This is a genomic window from Streptomyces sp. NPDC046870, assembly GCF_040704595.1.
GTDB lineage: Bacteria > Actinomycetota > Actinomycetes > Streptomycetales > Streptomycetaceae > Streptomyces > Streptomyces argyrophylli.
Genome location: NZ_JBEYXM010000001.1, coordinates 794863 through 820143 on the forward strand (window position 1 = coordinate 794863; position 25281 = coordinate 820143).

The 25281-nt window shown below is 73.8% G+C and carries 24 protein-coding genes, 3 tRNA genes and 1 pseudogene; 15 read left to right on the forward strand and 13 right to left on the reverse strand.

Annotation, left to right across the window (positions count from 1 at the left end):
* Positions 1–194 precede the first annotated feature (194 nt).
* From AB0946_RS03540 to AB0946_RS03560, 5 genes are all read left to right on the forward strand, one after another.
* Positions 195–1139 (forward strand): phosphatase PAP2 family protein, encoded by a 945-nt coding sequence (locus AB0946_RS03540; RefSeq protein WP_366758959.1) that lies wholly within the window; start codon positions 195–197, stop codon positions 1137–1139.
* Positions 1102–2274 (forward strand): hypothetical protein, encoded by a 1173-nt coding sequence (locus tag AB0946_RS03545; RefSeq protein WP_366758960.1) that lies wholly within the window; start codon positions 1102–1104, stop codon positions 2272–2274. Before AB0946_RS03540 ends, AB0946_RS03545 begins: the two co-directional genes overlap by 38 nt.
* A complete protein-coding gene (locus tag AB0946_RS03550; RefSeq protein ID WP_366758961.1) occupies positions 2265–3854 on the forward strand; it encodes a hypothetical protein in 1590 nt (529 codons plus the stop codon). Before AB0946_RS03545 ends, AB0946_RS03550 begins: the two co-directional genes overlap by 10 nt.
* Complete coding sequence (locus AB0946_RS03555) at positions 3851–5188, forward strand: AAA domain-containing protein (RefSeq protein WP_366758962.1); 1338 nt, start codon at positions 3851–3853, stop codon at positions 5186–5188. The genes AB0946_RS03550 and AB0946_RS03555 overlap by 4 nt, the downstream gene beginning before the upstream one ends.
* A 100-nt stretch (positions 5189–5288) precedes the next feature.
* The gene (locus AB0946_RS03560; RefSeq protein ID WP_366758963.1) at positions 5289–6386 is read left to right on the forward strand and encodes an LLM class flavin-dependent oxidoreductase; all 1098 of its coding nucleotides are present in this window, start codon (positions 5289–5291) and stop codon (positions 6384–6386) included.
* Here AB0946_RS03560 and AB0946_RS03565 read toward each other — a convergent pair.
* Positions 6365–8167 (reverse strand): bifunctional diguanylate cyclase/phosphodiesterase, encoded by a 1803-nt coding sequence (locus AB0946_RS03565; protein WP_366758964.1) that lies wholly within the window; start codon positions 8165–8167, stop codon positions 6365–6367. The two genes, AB0946_RS03560 and AB0946_RS03565, sit on opposite strands and share 22 nt — an antisense overlap.
* Before the next feature lie 375 nt (positions 8168–8542).
* Between AB0946_RS03565 and AB0946_RS03570 the strand changes: the two genes are divergently transcribed.
* Positions 8543–9757, forward strand: coding sequence for a M6 family metalloprotease domain-containing protein (locus AB0946_RS03570; protein WP_366759137.1), 1215 nt, complete (start codon positions 8543–8545; stop codon positions 9755–9757).
* Positions 9758–9866: 109 nt separating this feature from the next.
* On the opposite strand, the gene AB0946_RS03575 is transcribed toward AB0946_RS03570, so the two are convergent.
* From AB0946_RS03575 to AB0946_RS03595, 5 genes and pseudogenes are all read right to left on the reverse strand, one after another.
* Positions 9867–9940: transfer RNA gene (locus AB0946_RS03575), tRNA-Lys, on the reverse strand.
* Positions 9931–10500, reverse strand: coding sequence for a bifunctional DNA primase/polymerase (locus AB0946_RS03580; RefSeq protein ID WP_366758965.1), 570 nt, complete (start codon positions 10498–10500; stop codon positions 9931–9933). The genes AB0946_RS03575 and AB0946_RS03580 overlap by 10 nt, the downstream gene beginning before the upstream one ends.
* Before the next feature lie 137 nt (positions 10501–10637).
* Positions 10638–11006, reverse strand: a complete 369-nt coding sequence (locus AB0946_RS03585) for a hypothetical protein (protein ID WP_366758966.1) — start codon at positions 11004–11006, stop codon at positions 10638–10640.
* Positions 11007–11123: 117 nt separating this feature from the next.
* Positions 11124–11855, reverse strand: coding sequence for a decarboxylase (locus AB0946_RS03590; RefSeq protein WP_366758967.1), 732 nt, complete (start codon positions 11853–11855; stop codon positions 11124–11126).
* Positions 11852–11974 (reverse strand): annotated as a pseudogene (locus AB0946_RS03595) (decarboxylase); the annotation flags it as partial. The pseudogene AB0946_RS03595 and the gene AB0946_RS03590, both read right to left, overlap by 4 nt.
* A 95-nt stretch (positions 11975–12069) precedes the next feature.
* Here AB0946_RS03595 and AB0946_RS03600 point away from each other — a divergent pair.
* The 7 genes from AB0946_RS03600 to AB0946_RS03630 all read left to right on the forward strand — a co-directional run bounded on the left by AB0946_RS03600 (position 12070) and on the right by AB0946_RS03630 (position 17260).
* Positions 12070–13023 carry a D-2-hydroxyacid dehydrogenase gene (locus tag AB0946_RS03600; protein WP_366758968.1) on the forward strand — a complete coding sequence of 318 codons (954 nt, stop codon included), beginning with the start codon at positions 12070–12072 and terminating at the stop codon, positions 13021–13023.
* A 90-nt stretch (positions 13024–13113) separates the two neighbouring features.
* The gene (gene ehuB, locus AB0946_RS03605; protein ID WP_366758969.1) at positions 13114–14037 is read left to right on the forward strand and encodes an ectoine/hydroxyectoine ABC transporter substrate-binding protein EhuB; all 924 of its coding nucleotides are present in this window, start codon (positions 13114–13116) and stop codon (positions 14035–14037) included.
* Entirely contained in the window at positions 14037–14684 is a 648-nt protein-coding gene (gene ehuC / locus AB0946_RS03610; RefSeq protein WP_366758970.1) for an ectoine/hydroxyectoine ABC transporter permease subunit EhuC, read from the forward strand. The genes ehuB and ehuC overlap by 1 nt, the downstream gene beginning before the upstream one ends.
* On the forward strand, positions 14681–15331 hold the full coding sequence (gene ehuD, locus AB0946_RS03615; protein WP_366758971.1) for an ectoine/hydroxyectoine ABC transporter permease subunit EhuD: 651 nt from the start codon (positions 14681–14683) through the stop codon (positions 15329–15331). Before ehuC ends, ehuD begins: the two co-directional genes overlap by 4 nt.
* Positions 15321–16103 carry an ectoine/hydroxyectoine ABC transporter ATP-binding protein EhuA gene (gene ehuA / locus AB0946_RS03620; RefSeq protein WP_366758972.1) on the forward strand — a complete coding sequence of 261 codons (783 nt, stop codon included), beginning with the start codon at positions 15321–15323 and terminating at the stop codon, positions 16101–16103. Before ehuD ends, ehuA begins: the two co-directional genes overlap by 11 nt.
* 234 nt (positions 16104–16337) lie before the next feature.
* Positions 16338–17090 carry an IclR family transcriptional regulator C-terminal domain-containing protein gene (locus AB0946_RS03625; protein ID WP_366750383.1) on the forward strand — a complete coding sequence of 251 codons (753 nt, stop codon included), beginning with the start codon at positions 16338–16340 and terminating at the stop codon, positions 17088–17090.
* Between the two features lie 96 nt (positions 17091–17186).
* Positions 17187–17260: transfer RNA gene (locus AB0946_RS03630), tRNA-Lys, on the forward strand.
* 76 nt (positions 17261–17336) lie between these two features.
* On the opposite strand, the gene AB0946_RS03635 is transcribed toward AB0946_RS03630, so the two are convergent.
* The 4 genes from AB0946_RS03635 to AB0946_RS03650 all read right to left on the reverse strand — a co-directional run bounded on the left by AB0946_RS03635 (position 17337) and on the right by AB0946_RS03650 (position 21214).
* Complete coding sequence (locus AB0946_RS03635) at positions 17337–17801, reverse strand: DUF3592 domain-containing protein (RefSeq protein WP_366758973.1); 465 nt, start codon at positions 17799–17801, stop codon at positions 17337–17339.
* 170 nt (positions 17802–17971) lie between these two features.
* Positions 17972–18577: a lytic polysaccharide monooxygenase gene (locus tag AB0946_RS03640; RefSeq protein WP_366758974.1), complete on the reverse strand. Its 606-nt coding sequence runs from the start codon at positions 18575–18577 to the stop codon at positions 17972–17974.
* Positions 18578–18725: 148 nt separating this feature from the next.
* On the reverse strand, positions 18726–19862 hold the full coding sequence (locus AB0946_RS03645; RefSeq protein ID WP_366758975.1) for an SPFH domain-containing protein: 1137 nt from the start codon (positions 19860–19862) through the stop codon (positions 18726–18728).
* Between the two features lie 65 nt (positions 19863–19927).
* Entirely contained in the window at positions 19928–21214 is a 1287-nt protein-coding gene (locus AB0946_RS03650) for a peptidoglycan-binding protein (protein ID WP_366758976.1), read from the reverse strand.
* A gap of 186 nt (positions 21215–21400) precedes the next feature.
* On the opposite strand from AB0946_RS03650, the gene AB0946_RS03655 reads away from it, so the two are divergent.
* Positions 21401–21474, forward strand: a tRNA-Lys gene (locus AB0946_RS03655).
* A gap of 127 nt (positions 21475–21601) precedes the next feature.
* Positions 21602–22291, forward strand: a complete 690-nt coding sequence (locus AB0946_RS03660; RefSeq protein ID WP_366758977.1) for a FadR/GntR family transcriptional regulator — start codon at positions 21602–21604, stop codon at positions 22289–22291.
* Between the two features lie 151 nt (positions 22292–22442).
* Here the strand turns inward: AB0946_RS03660 and AB0946_RS03665 are convergent, their stop codons facing one another.
* The 3 genes from AB0946_RS03665 to AB0946_RS03675 form a co-directional block, all read right to left on the reverse strand.
* Positions 22443–23114 carry a class F sortase gene (locus tag AB0946_RS03665; protein WP_366758978.1) on the reverse strand — a complete coding sequence of 224 codons (672 nt, stop codon included), beginning with the start codon at positions 23112–23114 and terminating at the stop codon, positions 22443–22445.
* Between the two features lie 8 nt (positions 23115–23122).
* Positions 23123–23692: a hypothetical protein gene (locus tag AB0946_RS03670; RefSeq protein WP_366758979.1), complete on the reverse strand. Its 570-nt coding sequence runs from the start codon at positions 23690–23692 to the stop codon at positions 23123–23125.
* Positions 23693–23794: 102 nt separating this feature from the next.
* A complete protein-coding gene (locus AB0946_RS03675; RefSeq protein ID WP_171155887.1) occupies positions 23795–24574 on the reverse strand; it encodes an HAD-IIA family hydrolase in 780 nt (259 codons plus the stop codon).
* Positions 24575–25281: the final 707 nt, after the last annotated feature.

The window sequence follows — 25281 nt, forward strand, 5'->3', positions numbered from 1 at the left end:
CGACGAGTGGGTGCGGTCCCTCCATCATCGCGCACCCCGTTCCCAGGCAACCCGCCGGGCGATCTCCGCGTCTTCGAGGGCTGACACCCATCGGGTGCGATCCCGAGCGCCCGTCCTGGGCGGAGTAGGGACACCGTAAAGTGGCACGGTCGCCCGCCGGGCGCAGCCGCACACAGAAGGGGGAGGGCGATCGGATGCCGCAGACCGAGACACCGGGCACCGAGGTGGCCCCGCGACCCCGGCTGCGCTGGTGGACCGAGCTGCCGCTGATCCTGCTGGTCTACGGCTGTTACTCGGCCGGCCGGCTCCTCGCGCGCGGTGACGTCACCAGTGCCGTCGACCACGGCCTGGCGATCCTGCGCGTCGAGAAGGCCCTGCGCCTGAACGCCGAGCACCCGCTGAACCGGCTGTTCACACGCGAGCCCTGGCTCGGGGTGCCGGCCGACTTCTGGTACGCCTCGCTGCACTACCTGGTCACGCCCGTGATCCTGGTCTGGCTGTTCCGCGCGCGTGCCGCGCACTACCGGGCGGCCCGCACCTGGCTGATGACGTCCACGTTCATCGGACTGATCGGCTTCACCCTGCTGCCGACCTGCCCGCCCCGCCTGCTCTCCGCCGGCCACGGCTTCGTGGACACGATGGCGCAGTACAGCGCGTACGGCTGGTGGGGCGGCGAGGCCAGCGCCCCGCGCGGCATGGGCGGCATGACCAACCAGTACGCGGCGATGCCGAGCCTGCACGTGGGCTGGGCGCTGTGGTGCGGTGTGATGCTGTGGCGGCACGGTGGCACGCGCCTGACGAAGGTCCTCGGTGTCGTCTACCCGCTGGTGACCGCGCTGGTGGTCATGGGCACCGCCAACCACTACTTCCTGGACGCCGTCGCGGGCGTGGCCGTGATGGGCGTCGGCCTGCTGCTGGCGCCGCGGCTGCTGCGGGCGGCGGACCTCGTGCGGACCCGGCCGTCCCGCCGTACCGCACCGGTCACCCAGACCGCGGGTTCCCCGATTGTCAGTGCCGGATGCCAGACTTCGGCGGGTGAGCGAATTCCACGGCAGCGCGAGTCGCGGCTCGACCCCGCGGCCGGACCGGACGCCTCCCCCAGTGACGCGGGCGAAGGGGCTCCGGCACCGGCTCGCTGAGCTGCGCGGTCCCGACGTACCGGCCAAGGCCCTGGACGCCCGCGCCCTCGCGGCGCTGGCCGCGAACCCGGGCTGTTCCCGGCGGGCGATCCTGGACGGCGCCGGGGTGGACAAGGCCCGGCTGGCCGGTGCGCTGGGCGCGCCGGCCGGTTTCGGGCAGTCGCAGTTCGCGCTGACCCGGGGCAACGCGTTCGAGGCGCGGGTCAAGGCGGACGGCGGCGCCGAACTGCTGCGGCTGGCGCACGCCCGGCTGGACCCCGGCGCCGAGCCCCCCGCCACGGCGGCCGTGCCCGATCTGACGGCGCACGGCCCCGAGGGGCGCACGGCCCGTACGGCGCTGGCGCTGCGCGAGGCCACGCAGGCCGGCGGCTGGACGCTGCTGGACCACCCCATGCTCGCCCTCGACGTGGCCGGTTCGCTCGCCTTCCTGGAACCGGACGCGGTCGTGGTGCACCCGGACGGCAGCTGGTCGGTGGTGGAGATCAAGTCCTTCCCGATGGTGGACGGCGCGGCGGACCCGGCGAAGGTGGGCGCGGCGGCCCGCCAGGCGGCGGTGTACGTGCTCGCCCTGGAGGAGGTCGCGAAGCGTCTCGGCACGGAGCCGGAGGGGCCCGCCCCGGCGGGCGCTCCGGTGCCGCGGGTGCGCCACCAGGTGCTGCTGGTGTGCCCGAAGGACTTCTCCAACCTGCCCGCGGCCTCCGCCGTGGACGTCCGCAAGCAGCGCGCGATCACCGCCCGCCAGCTGGCCCGGCTCACCCGCGTCGAGGAGATCGCCGACGCGCTGCCCGAGGGCACGTGCTTCGCGCCCGACCTGCCCGCCGAGGAGCTGACGGCGGCCGTGGAGGCGGTGCCGGCGACGTACGCGCCCGAGTGCCTGTCCGCCTGCGAGCTGGCCTTCCACTGCCGGGAGCGGGCGCGCGCGACCGGCGCGGTCACCCGGCTCGGCCGGCCGCTGCGCGCCGAGCTGGGCGGGCTGGCCACGGTCGAGGAGGTCCTGGCGGCGGCCCACGGCGTCAGCGGCGACCCGGACGACCCGGCGGTGGCCGCGCTGCGCCGGGCGGCGGCCCTGCGCGCGGAGGCCCTGCGCGAGGCCCGCGAGGCCCGGGAGGTTCCGGAGGCGGTCCCGTGTCCCTGATCACCACCCTCGCCCGGCTGGAAGCCGTCGGTACGGGCCGGGCGCAGCCCGCCGCGACCGTCCGGCACCGGCACCTGTCCGACCACCCGCTGGTGTTCGTGCCGCTCACCACGGCCGGCGAGACGGGCGCCCCGCTCGGCGCGCTGGTCGGCACCGACCGGGACGCGCCCCGGCTGCTGGTCGTACCGCAGCCCCGGGACCGCGACCTGCGCTTCACGTTCCTCGCCGACCTGGCCGACGTCGTCCTGCCCTACATCGACGCGTACGCCGGCTCCGTGGAGGCCGCCGAACGCACCGAGACCGACCCGGAGACCGGCAAGCGGGTCAAGGTGGCGGCCGAACTGTGCGCGGACGCGCCCCAGCTGATCGTGCCGAGCCGCACGGGCCTGGACTTCGTCCGGCTGCTGGGCCGCTCGATGCGGTTCCGGCGCACCGCCGAGCAGGACCCGGACGCGCCCTATCCGGCGCCGCCCCGGGTGCCGTTGCTCGGCCGCTGGCTGACCCACTACGGCGAGCGGGCCCGGGTCCCGGGCTCCTCGCTGCTGCTGGCCCTGACCGATGTGCTGTCCCGGCACTGGGCGACCGGCCAGTCCGGCCTGGAGGACGAGCACCTGGGCGCGCTGCTGGCCTGGATCGACCCCCCGGAGGGCCTGACCGGCGCCGAGGCGGCCCGCCGGGCGGAACTCGCCAGGGACGCCGACGGCCAGCTGCTGTGCCCGCCGGCCGGCCCCGCCACCGACCCGGCGTTCGACAACCGGCTGCTGGCCCCGGCGATCGAGCGCTACGACCGTGCGCGCACGGCCCTGGCCGCCGCCGAGGACCCGCTGGAGGCCGACGACCGGCTGGCCGCGCTCGGCCGGGCCGAGCGGGAGGTCCGTGACCTGGTCGAAAGCCGTACCCGGCCCACCTGGGACGCGGTGTGGCGGGGGCTGGACCTGCTGCGGGCGCTGCCGGAGGGCGCGCACGTGGAGGGACGCTGGACCCGGGACCGCTGGTCGTTCACCGGGCACCGGGACCGGGTGCTGGCCGGTGAGCCGCCGCAGCCGCGCCGGGACGACGCGGTGACGGCGGCGAACAAGCTGGCCACGCGCGAGCGCGAGCAGGCCCGGCTGGAGGCCCAGGAGGCGCTGGACGACCCGCTGGTGATGGCGGGGCGCCGGCTGGCCGGGGAGGCGTTCGCGGGCGAGGTGACCGACGTCGTGATGGCGTACGGCGAGGGCAGGCGGCCCAGCCCGCGACCGCTGGTGACGGTCCGCACCGAGGACCGACCGCATCTGGCTCAGCGGGCGAAGGTGTACCGCTCGCTGGGCGGCAAGCCGCAGTCGGCGGAGTTCGTCGGTCAGGAGGCCGACGGTGTGCTGGTCCTGCGCGTCCTGGACAAGATGGGCCGTGGGAAGGAGCCGGAGCCCGGCTCGGTGCCGGAGAAGGGCGACCGGGTCTGCTTCACCCTGTTCGAGCACGAGCAGCGCGGCGGCGCGAAGCTGCCCGACCCGGAGGAGACCCCGTGGACGCACGGCGGCCCGCCGGGCGAGCCGGCACCGGAGGCCCCCGACACCGTGACCGAGGAGGACGTGCTGTGACGACCGTCGACTTCGATCCCGGAGCCGCGGCCGGCCGCGCCACCGACGCGATCCTCCACGACACCCTGCACGGCGCCGAGCGGGGCGTGGTCGTGGACTCGCCGCCGGGCGCCGGCAAGTCGACGCTGGTGGTCCGCGCGGCCCTGGAACTCGCCGCAGCGGGACGCCCGCTGATGGTGGTGGCCCAGACGAACGCCCAGGTGGACGACCTGGTCCTGCGGCTGGCCGAGAAGAACCCGGAGCTGCCCGTCGGCCGTCTGCACAGCAGCGACACGGACGCGTACGACGCGGCGCTGGACGCCCTGCCGCAGGTCCGCACGTCGGCGAAGGCGGCGGACCTGAACGGGCTGCCGGTGGTCCTGTCCACGGCCGCCAAGTGGGCGCACGTGAAGGTGGACGAGCCCTGGCGGCACGCGATCGTGGACGAGGCGTACCAGATGCGCTCCGACTCCCTGCTCGCCGTGGCCGGCCTGTTCGAACGGGCGCTGTTCGTGGGCGACCCGGGGCAGCTGGACCCCTTCTCCATCGTCGGCAGCGAGCAGTGGGCGGGCCTGTCGTACGACCCCTCGGCCTCGGCGGTCACCACCCTCCTGGCCCACAACCCGGACCTCCCCCAGCACCGTCTGCCGGTCTCGTGGCGCCTTCCGGCCTCGGCGGCCCCGCTGGTCTCGGACGCGTTCTACCCGTACACCCCGTTCCGCAGCGGCACGTCCCACGGGGACCGCCGGCTGACCTTCGCCGTCCCCTCCGACGGCTCGGGCCCGGACCGGGTGATCGACGAGGCCGCGGAGTCCGGCTGGGGCCTGCTGGAACTGCCCGCCCGGCACACCCCGCGCACGGACCCCGAGGCGGTGCGGGCGGTGGCGGCGGTGGTGCGCCGGCTGCTGGACCGGGGCGGCGCGGCCACGTCCGAACGCGCGCCGGACCCCGCCCCCCTCACGGCCGACCGCATCGCCGTGGGCACGGCCCACCGCGACCAGGCGGCGGCGATCCGCGCGGCCCTGGCCGACGCCGGCGTCCCCGACGTGACCGTCGACACGGCGAACCGCCTCCAGGGCCGCGAGTACGACGTCACGGTCGTGCTGCACCCGCTCTCCGGCCGCCCCGACGCCACCGCCTTCCACCTGGAGACGGGCCGCCTGTGCGTCCTGGCCTCCCGGCACCGCCACGCCTGCATCGTGATCTGCCGCGCCGGGGTGACCGACCTGCTGGACGACTACCCCTCCACGGAGCCGGTCCAGCTGGGAACGCTGGTGAAGTTCCCGGACGGCTGGGAGGCGAACCACGCGGTCCTGTCCCACCTCGGAGAACACCGCGTCACCTGGCACCCCTGACCTGACCGACCCGCGCCGCCCCGCCCGGAGGGAATAAGCGGGGACTCTCTCCTGTTAGGCGTTGACGGACAGTTCACGCTCGCATCAGGAGGCGCACACCGTGTCGGCAGACGAGGCAGACGAGATCCGGGGCACCGTGCTCGGCACCGCCCCCGCCCCCCTCTCCGTACTGGACCTGGTGACCGTCGGCGCGGGCAGTACCGCCACCGACGCCCTGCGCACCAGCGTCGCGCTCGCCCGGTTCACGGAGTCCCGCGGCTTCCACCGGTACTGGGTCGCCGAGCACCACTCCATGCCCGGTGTGGCCTCCTCCTCCCCCGCCGTGATCCTCGCCCACCTCGCCGCGCACACCGACCGCATCCGGCTCGGCTCGGGCGGTGTCATGCTGCCCAACCACGCCCCGCTGGTGATCGCCGAGCAGTTCGGCACGCTGGAGGCGCTGGCCCCGGGCCGGGTCGACCTGGGCCTCGGCCGGGCGCCGGGCACGGACGGGGCGACGGCCGCGGCCCTGCGCCGTACCGACACCCTCAACGAGGGCGCCGACGACTTCCCCCAGCAGCTCGCGGAGCTGACCCGGTTCCTGGACGACGACTTCCCGGACGGGCACCCGTACCGCCGCATCCACGCGATCCCGGGGCCCGTCCAGGGCAGCACCCCCGGCGGGGTCCAGTCCCCGCACCGGCCGCCGGTCTGGCTGCTCGGTTCCTCCGGCTTCAGCGCGCGCCTGGCCGGCCTGCTCGGCCTGCCGTTCGCCTTCGCGCACCACTTCTCCGCGCAGAACACCATCCCGGCGCTCGACCTGTACCGGGAGTCCTTCCGGCCCTCCGGCGTCCTCTCCGAGCCCTACGCCCTCATCGGCGTCTCCGCCCTCGCCACGGACGACGAGCGGGAGGCCCGGCGGCAGAGCAGGGCGATGGCGCTGAACATGATCCGGCTGCGCACCGGCCGCCCCGGTCTGTTCCCCGACCCGGAGGAGGCCGAGCGGCACGAGTTCAGCCCGATGGAGGAGGAGTTCGCCGCCTCCTGGACGGCCAACATCGTGCAGGGCACGGCCGGCGAGGTCCGCGCCGGACTGGACGACCTGCACAAGCGCACCGGCGCCGACGAGCTGATGATCACCTCGCACGCGCACCGCGGTGAACTCCGCCTGCGCTCCTACGAGCTGATCGCGGACGCCTACGGATTGCCGACCGCGTAGGCCTGCGCCCCCAGCAGCTCGGAGATACGATCCGGCGGCACCGGGCGGGAGTACAGCCAGCCCTGCCCGGTGTCGCAGCCGATCCGGCGCAGCCGGGTCGCCTGCGCGGAGGTCTCCACGCACTCCGCGGTGACCGTCAGACCGAGCCGGTGGGCGAGCTGGATCATCGCCTCCACGATGACCTCGTCGGCCGGGTTGGGAGCCATCGCCTTCGTGTCGCCGTCGTACTGGAAGCCCCGCACGAAGGAGCCGTCCAGCTTCAGCGTGGAGACCGGCAGCCGGCTGAGGTAGGCGAGGTTCGAGTAGCCGGTGCCGAAGTCGTCGATGGCGATGCGCACACCCATGTCGCTGAGGGCCTGAAGGGCCTGGAGCGGGCGTCCGGCCGAGCCCATCACCGCCGACTCGGTCAGCTCCAGCTGGAGCAGCTGCGGGGCGAGTCCGGTCTCGGCGAGGATCTCCGCCACGTCGGCCACCAGGTCCGAGTCCCACACCTGCCGTACGGCGACGTTGACGCTGACGAAGATGGGCGGTTCGCCGGGGTGGTCCAGCTGCCAGCGGCGGGCCTGCCGGCAGGCGGTGTGCAGCGCCCAGCGGCCGAGCTGCACGATCGAGCCGTCCTCCTCGGCCAGTCCGATGAACCGATTCGGCGTCAAGGTGCCGAACTGCGGGTGGTGCCAGCGGATCAGAGCCTCGACGCCGTTGAGCCGGCCGTCCTCCATGGCCACCAACGGCTGGTACTCGAGGGCGAATTCCTCGCGTTCGATGGCGGGCCGCAGGGTGGAGGACAGCGCCTGACGGGTCATCCGGTGGGCGTTGCGCTCGGGGTCGAACAGGGTCCAGCGGCCCTTGCCGTCGGCCTTGGCCCAGTACAGCGTGGTGTCGGCCGCCTGCATCAGCCCGGTGGCCGTCGTACCGGCCGCGTGCCGCTCGACGACGCCGATGGACGCGGTCAGCGACAGCCGCTGACCGGCCAGGTCGAAGGGTTCCTCCAGTGCCTTCAGCGCGGACTCGGCGAGGTCGGCGAGCTGTTCGGTGCCGGTGGAGTCCTCCACCAGCAGCGCGAACTCGTCGCCGCCGAGCCGGGCCACCAAGGGGGTCGCCGCGCGGGCGTACCCGGTCTCGTCGGCGACCCGGGTCAGGCGTTCGGCGACGGCCGCGAGGAGCCGGTCGCCGATGCGGTGGCCGAGGGTGTCGTTGACCGCCTTGAAGCCGTCCAGGTCCAGGTAGCACAGGCCGATCCGGCCGGTGCCGCCCTCCTCGTACGGCTCCGCCTCCAACGCGGCCGTCAGGCGCTCGAAGAACAGGGTGCGGTTGGGCAGCCGGGTCACCGGGTCGTGCATCTGCAAGTGGCGCAGCCGGGCCTGGAGTTCGCGCCGGGAGCTGATGTCGGCGACCGACAGCAGGACACCGGGTTCGCCGGTCAGCGGGGCGACGGTGACCTGCACCCACAGCGAGTGCCCCTCGGGGTGCTTCAGCCGGCGGGTGCAGCGCAGGCGGGCCTGCCGGCCGCGCAGCACCTCGTGGTAGGCGTGCCGGGTGCGGGCGTCGGCGGCCAGCTCCACCAGGTCGGCGGCGACCCGTCCGACGAGGGTGCCGGGGTCGGCGCCGAGCAGGTCGCCGAGGGCGGTGTTGGCGCTGACGACGAGTCCCTCGGGGGCCACGACCGCCATGGCGAGCGGGGCGGTCGCGAAGACACGGTGGTAGGTGGTGTAGTGACTGTCTGTGACGGCTGACCGGTCGAGGTCTGCCGCGGGCGTCGGCCCTTCGGACGTTCCGCTCACCGCTCGCTCCCGCAGTGCACTCGATCTGTGTCCGTGCCTGTCCGTGCCGGAAAGTGTGCCGATCATAGAGGCTGGCTCCGGGCCCTTCCAGCCGGTGTCCAGTGTCCCGGACCGACCACAGGTTCTGACAGATCGTTTCTGCCCGCACCTGGACGGGTTGTTCAGGCCCCCGACCAGTTGTGACGTTCCGTGAGTGTTTCAGGGATGTCGAGCGCCGGGGCGCGCCGGGGCGCATTGGGGGCGCGCTCACCCTTCTGGTGCAGGTAAACAGGGCAAAACACATCGATTACCAGCAATCTGGGTGCGGGTCCCGAACCGCATCCGGAGGTCACGTCCGTGCCCAAGCTGCGCAGCACCGCCGCCGTGTTCACCACGATGTCGGCGCTCGCCGCGACCTCGATCCTCGGCGGCCCGTCGGCCGCCGAGCCCTTCTCCCCGGCCCCCTGCGCGCTGCACCGCACGGAGGCCCACCACTCGGAGGGCGTCGACAGCTGGAACCCCGCCTACACCCGCCCGACCGGCGCGCTGGACGCCGTGATGATCTTCCTGTCCTTCCCGGACGCCACCCCGCGCACCACCCCCGCCGAACTCGCCGCCGACCACTTCCCGGCCACCAGCCGCTTCTACGCGCAGGCGTCCTACGGCAGGTTCACCCTGCGCCCGCACCCGCTGGGGCGCTGGCTGCGCATGCCGCGCCCGTCGACGTCGTACGCCATGCGGCGGGACTGGGACCCGGAGGACCGGGCCGCCTACCTGCGCGACGCGTTCGCCGTGGCCGACAAGGAGGTCGACTTCTCGCGCTACCCGATCGTGTACCTCGTCGCCGACCCGGACGCGCCCGGAGTCGACTCGGACGCCACGAAGGTCGTCAACCTGGAGACCCCGCTGCGCGTCGACGGCACCGCTGTACGGCGGGTCGTCACCGTGTTCGAACACCATCCGCCGGACCGGCTGGTCCTCGCCCACGAGACCGGTCATGTCTTCGACCTGCCCGACCTCTACCACCGCCCGGTCGACGGCAAGGGCGACTGGGACACCTATGTGGGTGACTGGGACCTGATGGGCAGCCAGTTCGGGCTCTCCCCCGACCTGTTCGCCTGGCACAAGTGGCGGCTCGGCTGGCTGGATCCGCGCCAGGTGGCGTGCGTGCGCGGCGCCGCGCCGACCCGCCTCACCCTGGAGCCCCTCGAGGCCGGGCCCGGCGTGCCGGCGCCGGGGGCGGGCGACGGCCCCGGCTTCGGCCTCGGGCACGGCGTCAAGCTGGCCGTGGTGCGCACCGGGCCGGACAGTGCCCTCGCCTTCGAGGCGCGCGGCTCGGCCGGAAACGACCGGATGTCCTGCCGGCAGGGCATCCTGGTCTACCGGGTGCACGGCGCCGCCGAGTCCGGCGACGGTCCGGTCCAGGTCGTGGACGCCCATCCGCACACCGAGGCCTGCTGGGAGAACTCGGTCTACGCCCCCCTCGCCGACGCCCCGGTCTCCCTCGGGGAGAGCTTCACGGTGCCCGGGGAGGGGGTGAAGGTGGAGGCGGAGGGACGGACGGCCTCCGGGGCGTGGACGGTGAAGATCACCCCGGCGGTGAGTGACTGACCGCCGCGGGCCGACCGTGCGGCCGGGCCCGGCCGCCGCGCGACGGCCGGCTCGTATACGAGAACGGCGGGCCTGATTCTTTCGAACCGGACCCGCCGTTTCCTTCGCGTGCGCCGCCAGGGACTCGAACCCCGGACCCGCTGATTAAGAGTCAGCTGCTCTAACCAACTGAGCTAGCGGCGCCTGCTGACGTCGTAGACCTTAGCATCCTGGTCGGCGGGAGGAAAAATCGATATCCGCACGGCCGGCCGGGCCGCGCGCACGGCCGCCCAGAGCAGCACCTCGGGTCCCGGCAGCCAGGGGTGCCGGGTGTCCGGGGCGACCAGCCAGCGGGCGCCGCCACCAGCGTCGTCGCAGTTCAGGGGCGGTACGGTGACCGCGTCGCCGGTGCCGTGGCACAGCAGCGGCGGTACCGCGCGGGCCCGCTGGGACCCCCACTCCTCCCAGTCCAGCAGCGAGGGCAGCCGCTGGGCCGTCCCCGGGGCCGCGAACAGCAGCGTCCGCCCCCGGAACACCGCGACCGGCCCCGAGCCCGCGCCCTCGTCCCAGAGCCGGTCCAGCATGCGGCGGCCGAAGACCGTAGGGGCGCTCACCACGTCGAAGACGGTGCCGCAGGGCAGGACGACCGGGGCGTCCGGGTTCTCCTCCCACAGGGCGAGGGTGCTGCGGGGGTACGGTGCCGCCGAGGCGAGCCAGGCGACGCCGTCGGCGCTGACACGGGTGACGTTCGGGGCGCTGCTCATGACACCCAGGTCTACAGGCAGTGAGCGGACCGTTCTCCTGGGTTGCCGAAAACCGGGACAGCGGCGGCCGACAGGAGTATCTTGCCCGCCTGGCATATGCCGTGCGGGTGCCCAGGGGGCCGGCGCCGCTCCGGGCGCTACACGGGATCGGCGCCGGTCCGCCCCTCGTCCCCTCCGCGCATCAGGTCCCGTCCGAACTCGACCATCTTCTTCGCGTAGTCCTCCGTCCACTCCGCCCGCTCGGCGATGTCCGCCGGGGTCAGCCGGTCGAACCGGCGCGGGTCGGCGAGCTGGGCGGCCGCGATGGCCTGGAACTCCACGGCCCGGTCGGCGGCCGCGCGGAACGCCTGGGTCAGCTCGGTCGCCCGGGCCAGCAGCGCCCGCGGGTCGTCGATCGACTCCAGGGCGAAGAAGTGCTCGGGGTCGGCGGCCGCCTCCGCCGGCTCGAAGAGCAGGGGCGCGGGGCGTAGCCGCGGTTCGTTACGACGCGGCGTGGGCTCCGCCATGTCTTGTCTCCTCCTCGTACGGTTCGGTGGGCGCCGCCTTCAGGGGGGCCACCGTCCATTGTCCCGCGCCGGTGCAAGAGGCCCCCAGGGCCGCGCGTCCCGAGGAGGAGCCCGGGGCTACACCTGCACCAGCGGCTGCCGGGTGAACAGGGTGCCGAGGGCCGGTGCGTTCACCCGGCGGTCCGCGAGCCTCAGCCCCTCCCAGACCGTGACCTGGTTGGCGGTGAGCACCGGCTTGGACAGGGCCTTCTCCAGGAGGGAGAGGTGCGCGGCCGTGTGCAGGGCCGTGTCGGGCAGCAGGACGGCCTCCGCGTCGGCGGCGTCCGCCGCGCGTGCCAGCGTCAGCACGTCCTCCTCGCCCCAGCCGCCGGCCTCCGCCGCCGTGACGATCCCCGAGGACCGGGTGCCGGCCACCTCCAGGCCGCCGGCCCGCAGGAACTCCGCGAACAGCGCGGTGACGTCCTCGGGGTAGGTCGCGCCGACGGCGACCCGCCGTACGCCGATCTCCCGGGCCGCGTGCACGAAGGCGAACGACGTCGACGAGGCCGGCATCCCGGCCACCTGTGCCAGGGTGCGCACCTGCTCCTGGGCGCCCTCCCAGCCGTGCACGAAGCTGCCGCTGGTGCACGCCCACACCACCGTCTCGACACCGGACAGCCGCAGCCCCTCCATGCCCTGGGCCAGGCGTTCGGCGGAGCCCATCTCGCGCAGCGCGTCCACCCGGTGCGCGTCCTCGCCGATGTCGGTGTGGACCAGGTCCACCCGGATGTCGCTGCCCAGGAGCTGCTCGATGCGTGGATAGTCGTCCTCGGCGGAGTGGCCCGGGTAGAGGAATCCGAGTGCGGTCATGTCCAGCCTTCCTGCGTCTCTTCGGGCAGTACGGGCCGTGCGCGGGCAGCCGCCTGAAGCAGCGGCCGGCAAGGCCCCACGGCCCGGGTACCCAATCGGCGCGGCGCAGCCCACATCGTCGTGGGTACGCCCGTGTTGACGAAGGTGGGCCGGGGTGCGAGCGTGGTCCATCCGCGCGCTGTCAGCGCATGTCAGACGCCGGGAGCCGCCCCGCATGACGCCGACCGTCCCCACCGTGCTCGTCCTCGACGCCGATCCGCCGCCCCGGCTCGGCCGTCTCACCGGCCGCGCCCGGATCGTGCGCACGGACGCGGCGCACCTGGCCGAGCGGCTGCCCGGCGCGGACGTGCTGCTGGTGTGGGACTTCACCTCGCACGCGGTGCGGCAGGCGTGGCCCGGCGAGGGGTCCCGGCCGCGCTGGGTGCACACCGCGAGCGCGGGCGTGGACCATCTGATGTGCCCGGAGCTGGCCGCGTCGGACACGGTGGTGACGAACGCGCGCGGGATCTTCGACCAGCCGATCGCCGAGTACGTGGCGGCCCTGGTGCTGGCTGCCGCCAAGGACCTGCCGCGGACCCTGGAGCTCCAGCGGGAGCGGGTCTGGCGGCACCGGGAGACCCGGCGGGTGGCGGGCACGCGCGCGTGCGTGGTCGGCTCGGGCCCGATCGGCCGGGCGATCGTCCGGACGCTGAAGGCCCTGGGGGTGACGACGGCCCTGGTCGGGCGGGTGCCGCGCATCGGCGTGCACGGCCCGGACGACCTGGACCGGCTGATCTCCCGCGCGGACTGGGTGATCGCGGCGGCTCCGCTGACCGAGCAGACGTACCGCATGTTCGACGCGCACCGGTTCGGCGTGATGCAGCCCTCGGCGTTCTTCGTGAACGTCGGCCGGGGTGACCTGGTCGACGAGGAGGCCCTCGCCCGCGCGCTGGCCCGGCGCTGGATCGCGGGCGCGGCCCTGGACGTGTTCACGACCGAACCGCTGCCCGGGGACAGCCCGTTGTGGGGGCTGCCGGGGCTGGTCGTGTCCCCGCACATGAGCGGGGACACGGTCGGCTGGCGGGACGAACTGGGCGCGCAGTTCGTCGAGTTGTACGAGCGGTGGACGGCGGGCAGATCCCTGCCGAACGTGGTCGACAAGACGCGCGGTTACGTGCCCGGCCACTGAACACCCGGCTCGCGGCCGGCCCGAGGGCGTGTCACCGGCCCCGGAGAACCAGGGCGCATAGCCCGATTCCGCTTGGGTAGCCGCGCCGCCATGGCTCCACCACTTGGCAAGGACGTGCACACTCTCCGGCCGGAACACGGACACACCCGGCGCTCGGTTCTCGCGGGTCTCGCCGCCTTCGGCGCGCTGGGCGCGGCGGGCGCGGCGGGCTGCACCCGGGTGGCGTCGGCGTCCGGGAAGGACGGCGGCGACCTGCTGGACCGGCTGCGCGCGCAGGGTGTCGTCCGGCTCGGGATCGCCGGGGAGATCCCCTTCGGGTACATCGACAGGAACGGCGAGCTGACCGGGGAGGCTCCGGAGCTGGCGAAGGCGGTCTTCAGACGGCTCGGCGTGGACCGGGTGCAGCCGGTGCCGACGGAGTTCGGCTCGCTGATCCCCGGACTGAAGTCGCAGCAGTTCGACGTGGTGGCCGCGGGCATGTACGTCACCCCGGACCGCTGCGAGCAGGTGATCTTCGCGGACCCCGACTACCGGATGCCGGACGCCTTCGTCGTCCGCAAGGGCAACCCGCTGGGCCTGCGCACCTACGCGGACGCGCTGCGGAAGCACGCCAAGGCGGCCACCGGCACCGGGTACGCGCAGATCCAGCACGCCGTGGAGGCGGGCTACCAGGAGAACGACCTCGTCATCGTGCCGGACCAGGTCGCCGGGCTGAACGCGGTGGAGTCGGGGCGGGTCGACCTGTTCGCGGCCACGGCCGTCACCGCCCGGCTCGTCGCCCGGGGCTCCGCCAAGGCCGAGTCGACCGAGCCGTTCGTCGCGCTCGTCGACGGGAGACCGAAGGTGGACGGCGGCGCGTTCGCGTTCCGGCCGGAGGAGACCCGACTGCGCGACGCCTTCAACGCCGAGCTGCACAGGCTGCGCCGCAGCGGTGAGCTGTACCGGATCGTGCGGCCGTTCGGTTTCACCAAGGCCGAGATGACCACCCTGACCGCGAAGGAGTTGTGCGGCTGATGACTGCGGGACTCTGGGAACTCGTCCTGCGGGGCACGGGCACCACGCTCCAGTTGCTGGTGTACAGCGCGCTGCTCGCCACCGCGGTGTCGTTCGCCGCCGGTGCCGCCCGCACCCACCGGTCGCGGCTCGTCCGCTTCGTCGCGGCGTTCTACACCGAGGTGTTCCGCGGCATCTCGGCGCTGGTGATGATCTTCTGGGTGTTCTTCGTGCTGCCGGTGGCGTTCGGCTGGCAGCTGGTGCCGATGTGGGCCGGCACGCTCGCGCTGGGCCTGACCTACGGCGCGTACGGCGCGGAGATCGTGCGCGGCGCCCTCGCGGCGGTGGACCCGGCCCAGCGGGAGGGCGGGATCGCGCTCGGTTTCTCGCCCTGGCAGCGGCTGCGGCTGATCCTGCTGCCGCAGGCGGTGCCGGAGATGATCCCGTCCTTCTCCAACCTGCTGGTCGAGCTGCTCAAGGGCACCGCGCTGGTGTCCATCACGGGCATGGGCGACCTGGCCTTCAGCGGCAACCTGGTCCGTCTCGCCCTCCAGCAGAGCGGCCGGATCTACGCGTACCTGCTGGTGATCTACTTCGTGATCGCGTTCCTGCTCACCCGTGGGATGCGGGGTCTTGAGCGCCGGCTGAAGGCGGAGGTGGCCCGATGACCTGGGACTGGGGAGCGGTCGCCGATTTCCTGCCGTACTTCTGGAAGGGCCTGGTCGTCACCCTGGAGGCGCTGGTCCTGGGGTCGCTGATCTCGTTCGCGCTGGGGCTGGTGTGGACGCTGCTGCTGCGGACGCCGACCCGGTGGGTGCGCTGGCCGGTGGGTGTCCTCACCGAGTTCGTGCGGGACACCCCGCTGCTGGTGCAGCTGTTCTTCCTGTTCTACGTGCTGCCCGAGACGGGTGTGACCCTGTCCCCGCTGACCACCGGGGTCCTCGGGCTCGGGCTGCACTACTCGACGTACACGATGCAGGTCTACCGCGCCGGCATCGAGGCGGTGCCGGCGGGCCAGTGGGAGGCCGCGACGGCGCTCAGCCTGCCGGTGCGGCGGACCTGGACGGCGGTGGTGCTGCCCCAGGCCGTCCGCCGGGTGGTGCCGCCGCTCGGCAACTACGTCATCGCGATGCTGAAGGACACGCCGATGCTGATGACCATCGGCGTGCTGGAGATGCTGGGCCGGGCGCGGCTCGTCTCCCAGCAGCACTTCCAGTTCACCGAGCCCCTGACGGTGATCGGAGTCGCCTTCATCGTCGTCTCCTACCTGGCCTCCCTTTGTCTGCGCACCCTGGAGCGACGCCTTGTCCGTTGAGACCCGCAAGCAGCCGGCCGTGACCGGCACCCTGCCGACCGAGCTGATCCGCCTGGAGGGCGTGACCAAGCGGTTCGGGGACAACACCGTCCTCGACGGCCTCGACCTGTCCGTGGACGCGGGCCGGCACGTCACCCTGATCGGCCCCTCCGGCTCCGGCAAGACCACGATCCTCAGGCTGCTGATGACCCTCGCGAAGCCGGACGAGGGCACGATCACCGTGGACGGGCAGCGGCTGTTCCCGGCGCCGGAGAAGCAGGTCCGGGAGGTCCGCAAGAAGATCGGGATGGTGTTCCAGCAGTTCAACCTGTTCCCGAACATGTCGGTGCTGCGGAACCTCACCGAGGCGCCGGTCCGGGTGCTCGGCCTGTCCAGGGACGAGGCCGAGGCGCGGGCCCGGGAACTGCTGGACCTGGTGGGCCTGGCCGACAAGTGCGACGCGAAGCCGACCCGGCTGTCCGGCGGGCAGCAGCAGCGGGTGGCGATCGCGCGGGCGCTGGCGATGCGGCCCCGCGTGCTGCTGCTGGACGAGGTGACCTCCGCGCTCGACCCCGAGCTGGTCGCGGGCGTGCTCGACCTGCTGCGGGACATCGCGCGCAGCACGGACATCACGATGCTGTGCGTGACCCACGAGATGGGTTTCGCCCGGGACATCTCCGACCAGGTGCTGATGTTCGACGCGGGCCGGGTCATCGAGGCGGGGCCGCCGGAGAAGATCTTCGGCGACCCGGAGCGGGAGCGCACGCGGGAGTTCATCAGCGCGGTGCTGTGAGGCGCGCCGCCGAGAAGCTCGGTGCTGTGAAGCGCGCCCCGGCGCGCGGGGCCCCGGCGAACAGCCGAGGTCCACCCGCTGGGGAATGACGCTGGCATATGCCAGCGGGTTTTCGCCCCGGTTGGCGGCACGAACGCGCGGGGCGCAATCTCGCAACCCCCTCTCCCCCGTGCCGCTTTGACGGCTATCGTGGAGGCGATCCGCCGACCCGGGTCGTGGCCGAGGGGGACCGACATGAGGATCGAGCCGACCGCCCCGTACCACTCCGCACAGGACGCGCTGCGCGTCCTGGAGACCGTGGCCCGGCACCCCGCCGGCGCCACCGACACCGAACTGGCCCGCCGCACCGGCCTCGGCACCGAGCGGCTCACCGCCCTGCTGCGCATGCTGCGCCGGGAGGGGTACGTCGAGCAGATCACCGACGGGGCCTACGTCACCGGCGACACCCTGCGCCGGATCACCTCGGCGCACGACCGGGAACGGGCCCTGCGCGAGAAACTCCAGCTCACCCTGGACCGGCTGCGCGACTCGGTCGGCGCGGCCGTCTACCTCAGCCGGTACCTGGACGGCGAGGTCCGGGTCACCCAGTACGCCGCCGGGCCGGCCGCCCCGGCGGTCAACGAGTGGGTGGACTTCCGCTACTCCGCCCACGCCACCGCCGTGGGCAAGAGCCTGCTGACCCAGCTGGACCACAACGCCCGCCGCGATCACCTCTCCCGGCACAAGATGGCCCGCCTCACCTCGCGCACCATCACCAGCGACAAGCTGCTGCTGTCCCGGCTGGAGTCGCAGCCGCCGACGGTGCCGGTGCTCGATCTCCAGGAGTACGCGGTCGGCACGGTCTGCGCGGCCGTACCGCTCACCGCGGGCTCCACGGTCGGCTGCCTGGCCGTCTCGCTCCCGCTGGAGCACGCACACCGGCTGAAGCGGGCGGCGGAGACGCTGAACCGGAACGCGGCTCCGGTGGTCCTGTCGCTGACGATCTGAGGGGCGTCCGGGTGGTCACGAGCACCCCGCGGGACCAGGTAGTATTTTCTTTGTCGCCGGCCGCGGGGAGCACAACCCGAGGCGGGCGGGAGTCATGCGCCGCTAGCTCAGTTGGTTAGAGCAGCTGACTCTTAATCAGCGGGTCCGGGGTTCGAGTCCCTGGCGGCGCACGTGATCGAAGGCCCCTCGCGGAAGCGGGGGGCCTTCGGCGTCCCCGGCGGGCGTCGCCTCCGCTCCCGGGGAGGGCTACGGCAGCAGGCCGTCCGACTCGGCGAAGATCACGTGGACGAGGAGGATGAAGCCTACGCAGAAGGAGCCGGCGATCCCCAGGAAGACCAGCCCGACGCCGGTGCCGACGGCGAGCCTGCCCGGCGTCGGCGGCAGCGCGGTGGCCCGCTGGGGCAGCTCCGGGAGGTAGCGGACGGTCACGAAGTCGCCCTCCAGGACGGTCGTGGGGCCGTTCTCCTCCTCGAAGCGGACGGTGCGGCCCTCACGGGTGGTGAACTCGTAGACGTGGTGCACGGTGGTGTGCACGGAGGTGTCCCCGCCGCCCCCGCCGGCCGTCGTGAACATCCGCAGGCAGCGCGCCTCGGCGGTCAGTCCGTGCGTCCACGTCCTGCGCAGCCGCCGGGCACGGCGGACGAGCAGGTACGCGGCGGCGGCGAACCCCGCGATCATGAGGCTGGGCACGGCGTAGAAGAAGAACTCCATGAGGTCCCCCGTGGTCAGGTGCGCCGCCCCCGCTGGACCGGCGTGCGAGGAACGTACCCGGCGCCGGACGCGGACCGCCTCAAGGGAAGCTCAGTATCAGAATCGGGACATGGACGGTCCCGGACCCGCGTGCGCCGGCGCCGGCGCACGCGGGCCTCACCCGAGGGGGGTCAGAAGGTGACGTCGGAGCAGGCGTAGAACGCGTTGCCCGTGTCGGCGATCGTCCACACCGCGAGGATGACGTGGTGTCCGCTCAGACCGGTCGGCAGGGTGCCGCTGTGGCTGAGGGTGGCCGGCGGGCGCTGGCCGTTGTAGGGCACCGTCAGGAACGGGGTGAGGTTGAGGTCCGAGCGGGAGAGGTTGTGGTCCTGGTTCCAGCCCGGCTTGGTGACGTAGTACTTGAAGTCCGTCGTGGCGTGCATCGCGGTGAACTGCCAGCGGAACGTGTACGGCTGGCCGCCCGTCACCTTGGTGGTGGGCCAGGCCGCGCCGGACGGCGTCCTGGGCGCGCTGAGCGGGGCGAACTGGCTCAGGCCCGCGTTGCAGAGCTGACCGTCGGCGGGGCCGCCGGCCGGGAAGCCCTTGGGGCCCTCGACGCTCTGCGGTTCCCACTGGATCTGGCCGCAGTTCGCCACGGTGCCGTTCTGGCAGAGCTTCTGCCTGCTGATGGGGAGGTCGGTGTAGCCGTGCCCGCTGGCGCCGCCGGTGGAGAGCGCGAACGCTCCGGCGGTCACCGCGCCCAGCACGACCGCGGACAACTTGGTCTTGGTGCGCATGCTGCCGCTCCTGGAGAACGTGGGGAGTTCGGTGAGCCGTGCAGAGTAGGTCTAGACCAAGCCTCAGATTATTGCCGCCAGTTGAACATGTCCATACCAATCGCAGACCGGTCGCGCGCCCGCCGCGCACCGGCTCACCGCACCCGCCCTACACCGGCTCACCGCGCCCCGAGCAGAACGCCACCGTCAGGTCACGGACCAGCACCTTGCGCTCGTAGTCGTCCAGTTCGACCAGACCGCGCATGGTCAGCCGGGTCACCGTGTCCTCCACCGAGTCCACCACCGAGCTGAGCATGCTGGCCCGCTGCCGGGCGTCCAGCGCGGCGATCCGCCGCCGGTGCACCGCCCCGGCCACCTCGGGCGCGTACTCCACCCGGACCGGCCGCACCGAGAACACCTCCACGCCGACCGGCGCCGTCTCCGCCGCCACCAGCCGGGTCAGCGCGGCCCCGGCCGCCGTCGCCCCGCCCCGCGTCCCGCCCGCCGGCTCCACCGGCACCCGGGCCAGCGCAGACTCCACGCACTCCCGCAGGTACGTCTCGTGGTCGTCGATGGCGAGCAGGGCCCGCGCGGTGTCCCGCACCCGCCAGACCACCAGCACCACCACCCGCAGCGCCATCCCGTCGGGGTCCGCCGCCGGCATCGCCTCGCTGCGCCAGTGCCGCAGCCGCACGTCCACCCGGCGGCGCGGCACCAGCGGGTTCACCCACAGCAGCCCGGTGCGCCGGACCGTCCCCCGGTACCGCCCGAACAGCCCCAGCACCCAGGCCCGCCCGGTACGTCCCCGGGCCAGCCCGCCGAAGCCGAACGCACCGAACAGCCCCGCCCCGGCGTACGCGGCCCACTGCGCCGGACCGAGACCGCCGCCCGGGTCCGCCGGCAGGCCCAGCGCCCGCGCGGCGAGCGGCGGGAGCAGCCCCGCCCACCAGGTGGTGGCCAGACAGCCGGTGACCCCGCAGACCCCGGCGAGCACCCCGGCCGCCCCGGGCAGCACCCGCGCCGGGCGTTCCGCCAGCTCCGGGTCGACCTCCGGCAGCGGCCGTCTGCGCGCCGGTGCCGGGCGCCTGAGCCGGGGCTGCTCGCCGGTGCCCTGCCGGCGGGCCACCACGGCCGGCCGGAGCGGCACCTTCACCGGGTCGGGATCGTCCCGGAAGAGCAGGTGGACGGGGATCTCGGTGGTGGCCTCGTTCTGGATCAGGCGGGCCGGCCGGGTGCCGGGGCCGACGGCCGTGCCCTGCGAGTGCCCCCCGGACTCGGGCGGCGTGTGGGATGTGGTCGTACTCATGCGTGCTCCAGCCTCCGCGCCAGACGCGTCATGAACAGGGGGTGGGGTGGGGGGTGCCGGGCCGGTCAGGCGAACAGGCGGCGCCACGTCTCCGGGCCCGGGTAGCCGTCCGCCGCGCCGCCCCGCCAGCCCTGGGCGCGCTGGAAGGCCTCGACGGCGCGCCGGTCCGCCTCGCCCCAGTGCGGCCCCGGACCGTGGGCGTAGAACCGGCCGAACCCCTTCTTCACCAGCTGGGCGCCGAGCCGGGTGATGTGGTCGTTGCTCTGGCCCGGACGGAAGTAGGCGCGGCCCGGGTAGCCGGGGACCCCGTGCGAGGCGGGTGCGGCGGCCGGGGACGCGATGTCCTTGCCCCGGCCCGTGCTCAGCAGCTCCCAGGTGCGCCGGCCGGGCATCCCGTCGGCGTCCGCGCCGGTCCAGCCCTGGGCCCGCTGGAACGCCTCGGTGGCCCGCCGGTCCGCCGCGTCCCAGACCGGCCCCGGCCCCTCGGGGTAGTAGGAGGCCCCGCCCCGGGCGATCAGCATCCGGCCGAGCAGGGTGACGTACGTGTTGTCGGCGCCGGGGCCGAAGTAGGCCGCGCCCGGGTAGGCCACCGCCGCCTTCCCGCCGGGCGCCGGCCCGGCGGCGGCCCCGGACTTCGTCACGCCCTTGTAGCGGTAGGGGACGTACTTGTCGGTGTTGTTCCAGTACGGGTAGGGGGTGGTCTGGCTGCGGGTGCGCGGGGGCGTCTGCTCGTAGACCGTGTAGGAGGTGTGCTTGTGGTCCGTCCAGCCGCCGAAGATCACGACGTGGGAGCCCTTCTCGGGGTTGTCGGGATTGTGGTAGAGCAGGATGTCGCCGGGTTGCAGCTCCTCCTTCTTGATCTTGACGCCGAACTGGCCGAGGCTGCCGGTCCACTCGTTGCTCGGCAGCCCCCAGGCCATGGAGACGTAGCCCGAGCAGTCCTGCCGGTAACCGTCGGACCAGAAGTCGTACATGCTGTAGGGCACCTTGGCGGCCACCCAGACCTTGGCCCGGTTGATGATCTGGGTCCGGGTGGTGGCCGGGGTCGGGACGGCGTCCGGCTCCGCGGGCTTGCCCGCCCGGCCGTGCAGAGGGGCCCTCGCGCCCTGCGGGGTGTCGGGCACGCCGTCGCCGGGCAGGGCCTGCCGGTGCGGGGAGTGGCCGGGGGTGACGGCGGTGGCGGGCGCGACCGTGCCGAGCGCGGCGGACGCGGCGGCCACGACGACGACCCCGCGGGCCGCCGGACGGCCGCGGTTGATCAGGGAACGGGGAGTCGGCCGGCGCCCGTGGACGCAGCCGGGACAGTCACAGCCGCTCGCGGGGTCGATGTCCTCGAACAGCGGAGCGGTCATGCGATCTGCCTCACATCCGGGGGTGGTTTGTCCGCGAGTGTGCACGTTGATCAGTTTCCCAACTGGGTACGGAACGCGCATTTTGACGGTCCGAATGATGTACGCGGTCCCCCGCGCGGCCGTCGCGCCGTCTTCCGGTGGTCGGAAGCACCCCGAGAGGTCGGGTAGAGTTTTCTCCGTCAGCAGGCGCCGCTAGCTCAGTTGGTTAGAGCAGCTGACTCTTAATCAGCGGGTCCGGGGTTCGAGTCCCTGGCGGCGCACCGACCGGAAGGCCCCTCGCGGAAGCGGGGGGCCTTCCGCATGCCCGGCCGCATGCCCGCGGCGCACGTCTCCGCCGCGTGGTCCCGTCGTGTCCCCTCCGCCCGAATGGCCGGATACCCTCTGGCCATGGCAGCCCGGGACCTTCAGGAGCGGATCAAGAAGCTGATCGTGGACGAGCGGCTGCCCTCGGGTGCCCCGCTGCCCACCGAGCCCGAGCTGATGCGGCTGCTCGGGGCGAGCCGGAACTCCGTGCGGGAGGCGCTGAAGGCGCTCCAGGCGATGGGCATCGTGGAGATCCGGCACGGCTTCGGGACGTACGTCGGCTCCATGTCGTTCGCGCCGATGATCGAGGGACTGGCCTTCCGTACCGTGGCCGGCCACTACCGCGGCGAGGACTCCCTGCTCCAGCTGCTGGAGCTGCGCGAGGCCGTCGAGACGGGGCTGGTGTCCCGGCTGGCCGGGCGGCTGCCGGAGGCGGACCTCGTGGAGCTGGACGCGCTCGTGGAGCGCATGGAACGGCAGGCCGCCGAGGGGACCGGGCTCGGCGAGACGGACCGCGCCTTTCACGCCACCCTCTACCGGGGACTGGACAACGTGCTGCTCGGCGAGGTGCTGGAGGCGTTCTGGGACGCCTTCCACCGGGTGCGGCGGGACCTGGTGGACGTGCCGCAGGACCCCCGGGTCACCTGCCGCCAGCACCGGGAGATCCTGGACGCGGTGCGCTCCGGCGATTCCCTGCGGGCGGAGCGGGCCATACGGGACCACTTCGGCAACATCCGCAGCCGGCTCTCCCCGCTGGCCGCACCCCGAGGGTGACCGCCGACCGGACGCGGAAGGCACTACGCAAACCGGGCGCCTCCGGCGACCCCACCTGCGAGCCAAGCCGGCCCAACCCGACCACCCCGGCAACACCCGCAGCCGGCTCCCCCCACAGGCCGCACCCCGACGGTGACCGCCGACGGGACGCTCAGCCCGCCGTCCCGGTGAGATACGCCGACACCACGACGTTCGCCGTGTAACTGCCGCTGGCGCGGTCGAAGGAGCCGCCGCACGTGATGAGACGGAGTTCGGCACGGCCCGGCACGCGGGGGCCGTAGGCGAGCCGGGCGTCGAAGCCGTCCCGGGGCAGCACGCGGACGTCGTCGACGGTGAACTCGGCGACCTTGCCGTCCGCGCGGAACACCCGGACCCGCTCACCGGGCTGGACGGTGCTGAGCCGGTAGAAGACGGCGGGCCGGGTCTCGGTGTCGACGTGTCCGACCAGCAGGGCCGCCCCGGCGGCACCGGGGACGGTTCCGGCGCCGTACCAGCCGACCACGCCGGGCTGGTCGTAGGGCGGCGGGTCGATCGCGCCCCGCGCGTCCAGACCGCGGGCCACCACCGGGGCCTGGACTCCCAGCCGGGGGATGTCGACGCGCTGGGGCACCGCGTCGGCCAGCGGTTTCACGGCGCGCGGCAGCCGGGCGGGGCCGGTGGCCCGGCCGGGGGTGAAGACGTCACCCGCGACGGGGCCGTCCGTGCCCCGCGGGACGTCGCTCACACCGCGTCCCCACAGCCACAGCCCGAACAGCAGCAGCGCCCAGGCCAGGCCGGTGACGAGCCGCCCGGTGCCGGTGGTGCGCCCGTGGTCGTCGGACATGGCGGCGCTCAGCGGGTGCCGCGGCTCCGGCGGGCGCGCAGCCCGACGGCGACCGCGGCGATCCCGGCGAGCGCCAGACCGGTCGCCGCCTGGACGGCGTCGGGACCGGAGCCGCTGGTGGCCACCGTGGCGAAGTGGGTGGTCCCGCCGCCGCCCGCAGGCACCGGGGCGATCGGCGAGGCGGACTGGGCGGGCAGCCGGATGGGCTCTTCCTGCCGGTCGGCCGCGCCGCCCGGCCGCGCGACCGTGACGCTGCCGGTGAGCACGGTGCCGGCGCAGGTGACCTTCACGGTGTAGGCGCCCGGCTCCAGCGTGGACCGGACGCGGGTCTCGCCGCTCAGGCTGCCCTGGTCGCCGGTCAGCCGGGCGTCGGCGACGAAGGCGGACGAGGCGGCGCTTCCCTGCCGGCCGGAGCAGCCGCCGACCCGCAGGGTGACGTCGTCGCCCGGTGCCGGGCCGGCCGGGGTCACGGTGACCGGGCCGCCCTCCGCCGCGTGGGCCGTCGGGGCGACGACGGCGACGGCGGCGAGGGCGGCCGCGGGGAAAGCTGTACAGAGCGTGAGGCGAAATGAGCCCATCGTGAACCTCCAGTCATCAGGAGGCTCCCCCGCCCCGGGCGCCTCCGCATCCTCGGAAGGCACCGGATTGCTCCGAACGGGTGAGGCCGTGTTTCGGCCGGGTCAGACCAGGTCGACCAGGTCCGCGATGGAGTCGACGACCTCGGACGGGCGGAACGGGTAGCGGTCCACGTCGGTCGGCTGGGTCACGCCGCTGAGCACCAGGAACGTACGCATCCCGGCCTCCAGGCCGGCGAGCACGTCGGTGTCCATCCGGTCGCCGATCATCGCCGAGGTCTCGGAGTGGGCGCCGATCGCGTTCAGCCCGGCCCGCATCATCAGCGGGTTGGGCTTGCCGACGAAGTACGGCTTCTTGCCGGTCGCGGCGGTGATCAGGGCGGCGACCGAGCCGGTGGCGGGCAGGTCGCCCTCGGTGGACGGGCCGACGTTGTCGGGGTTGGTGGCGATGAACCGGGCGCCGTCGTTGATCAGCCGGACCGCCTTGGTCAAGGCCTCGAAGGAGTAGGTGCGGGTCTCGCCGAGGATCACGAAGTCGGGGTCGTGGTCGGTGAGGATGTAACCGATGTCGTGCAGCGCGGTGGTGAGGCCGGCCTCGCCGATGACGTAGGCGCTGCCGCCGGGACGCTGGTCGTTCAGGAACTGGGCGGTGGCGAGGGCCGACGTCCAGATGTTCTCCACCGGCACGTCCAGGCCCATCCGCCGCAGCCGGGCGTGCAGGTCACGGGCGGTGTAGATGGAGTTGTTGGTGAGCACCAGGAAGGGCCGGCCGGACTCGCGCAGCTTCTTCAGGAAGGCGTCGGCTCCCGGGATCGGGACGCCCTCGTGGATCAGGACGCCGTCCATGTCGGTGAGCCATGACTCTATGGGCTTGCGGTCTGCCATGCTGTGCGTCTCCTGGCGTACGTACGGTCGGGGAACGGGGCGCCGGAACCACGGCGTACCGACGCCCCCAGCCTAGTCAGGACCGGCCCGTCCTGACCCCGCCGATCACCTGGTACCCACTGGTCAGGGGCTCGGCCCGGCGGGGGTCGGAATGGGGTGCGGCTCGGCTCGATGCGCGGCCCCGCTCGGCGGGGAGACGGTACGGGGGCGGGGCTCGGCTCGATGCGCGAGCCCCCGGCCGCGGGGGGACGGTACGGGGCCGCCGCCCCGGGAGGTGCGGGGTCGCGCCGACGGCGACCAGCGCGGCGACGGCGGTGGGCGAGCCCCCGGATTGGTGCGTGCCGGCGCGCCTCCCTGTCCGGGGCGGCGCAGGGAGGCGTCCGGGACGTCGACGCCGGAGGCTCTGGACGCGGTGGGGCGCGACTCGTCAGCGACGGCCCCGGGCCACGAGATGCGCGGCCACGCCCACGGCCACCAGCGCGGCGACAGCCGCGAGCAGACCGCGGGCAAGCCCCGGACCGGTACGGGCCAGTGTGCCTCCCTGTCCGGGGTGGGCCAGGCAGGCGCCGGTGCCGCAGGCGCTCGACCCGGCGGGGCGCGACTCGTCAGCGGCGGCCCCGGGCCACGAGATGCGCGGCCACGCCCACGGCCACCAGCGCGGCGACAGCCGCGAGCAGACCGCGGGCAAGCCCCGGACCGGTACGGGC

Bases quoted from the DNA above. Each gene is read 5' to 3' on its own strand.
- AB0946_RS03540 (WP_366758959.1), top strand. From the start codon at position 195: ATGCCGCAGACCGAGACACCGGGCACCGAGGTGGCCCCGCGACCCCGG.
- AB0946_RS03570 (WP_366759137.1), top strand. From the start codon at position 8,543: ATGTCGGCGCTCGCCGCGACCTCGATCCTCGGCGGCCCGTCGGCCGCC.
- AB0946_RS03580 (WP_366758965.1), bottom strand. From the start codon at position 10,500: ATGAGCAGCGCCCCGAACGTCACCCGTGTCAGCGCCGACGGCGTCGCC.
- AB0946_RS03585 (WP_366758966.1), bottom strand. From the start codon at position 11,006: ATGGCGGAGCCCACGCCGCGTCGTAACGAACCGCGGCTACGCCCCGCG.
- AB0946_RS03590 (WP_366758967.1), bottom strand. From the start codon at position 11,855: ATGACCGCACTCGGATTCCTCTACCCGGGCCACTCCGCCGAGGACGAC.
- AB0946_RS03600 (WP_366758968.1), top strand. From the start codon at position 12,070: ATGACGCCGACCGTCCCCACCGTGCTCGTCCTCGACGCCGATCCGCCG.
- ehuB (WP_366758969.1), top strand. From the start codon at position 13,114: ATGGCTCCACCACTTGGCAAGGACGTGCACACTCTCCGGCCGGAACAC.
- ehuC (WP_366758970.1), top strand. From the start codon at position 14,037: ATGACTGCGGGACTCTGGGAACTCGTCCTGCGGGGCACGGGCACCACG.
- ehuD (WP_366758971.1), top strand. From the start codon at position 14,681: ATGACCTGGGACTGGGGAGCGGTCGCCGATTTCCTGCCGTACTTCTGG.
- AB0946_RS03625 (WP_366750383.1), top strand. From the start codon at position 16,338: ATGAGGATCGAGCCGACCGCCCCGTACCACTCCGCACAGGACGCGCTG.
- AB0946_RS03635 (WP_366758973.1), bottom strand. From the start codon at position 17,801: ATGGAGTTCTTCTTCTACGCCGTGCCCAGCCTCATGATCGCGGGGTTC.
- AB0946_RS03640 (WP_366758974.1), bottom strand. From the start codon at position 18,577: ATGCGCACCAAGACCAAGTTGTCCGCGGTCGTGCTGGGCGCGGTGACC.
- AB0946_RS03645 (WP_366758975.1), bottom strand. From the start codon at position 19,862: ATGAGTACGACCACATCCCACACGCCGCCCGAGTCCGGGGGGCACTCG.
- AB0946_RS03650 (WP_366758976.1), bottom strand. From the start codon at position 21,214: ATGACCGCTCCGCTGTTCGAGGACATCGACCCCGCGAGCGGCTGTGAC.
- AB0946_RS03660 (WP_366758977.1), top strand. From the start codon at position 21,602: ATGGCAGCCCGGGACCTTCAGGAGCGGATCAAGAAGCTGATCGTGGAC.
- AB0946_RS03665 (WP_366758978.1), bottom strand. From the start codon at position 23,114: ATGTCCGACGACCACGGGCGCACCACCGGCACCGGGCGGCTCGTCACC.
- AB0946_RS03670 (WP_366758979.1), bottom strand. From the start codon at position 23,692: ATGGGCTCATTTCGCCTCACGCTCTGTACAGCTTTCCCCGCGGCCGCC.
- AB0946_RS03675 (WP_171155887.1), bottom strand. From the start codon at position 24,574: ATGGCAGACCGCAAGCCCATAGAGTCATGGCTCACCGACATGGACGGC.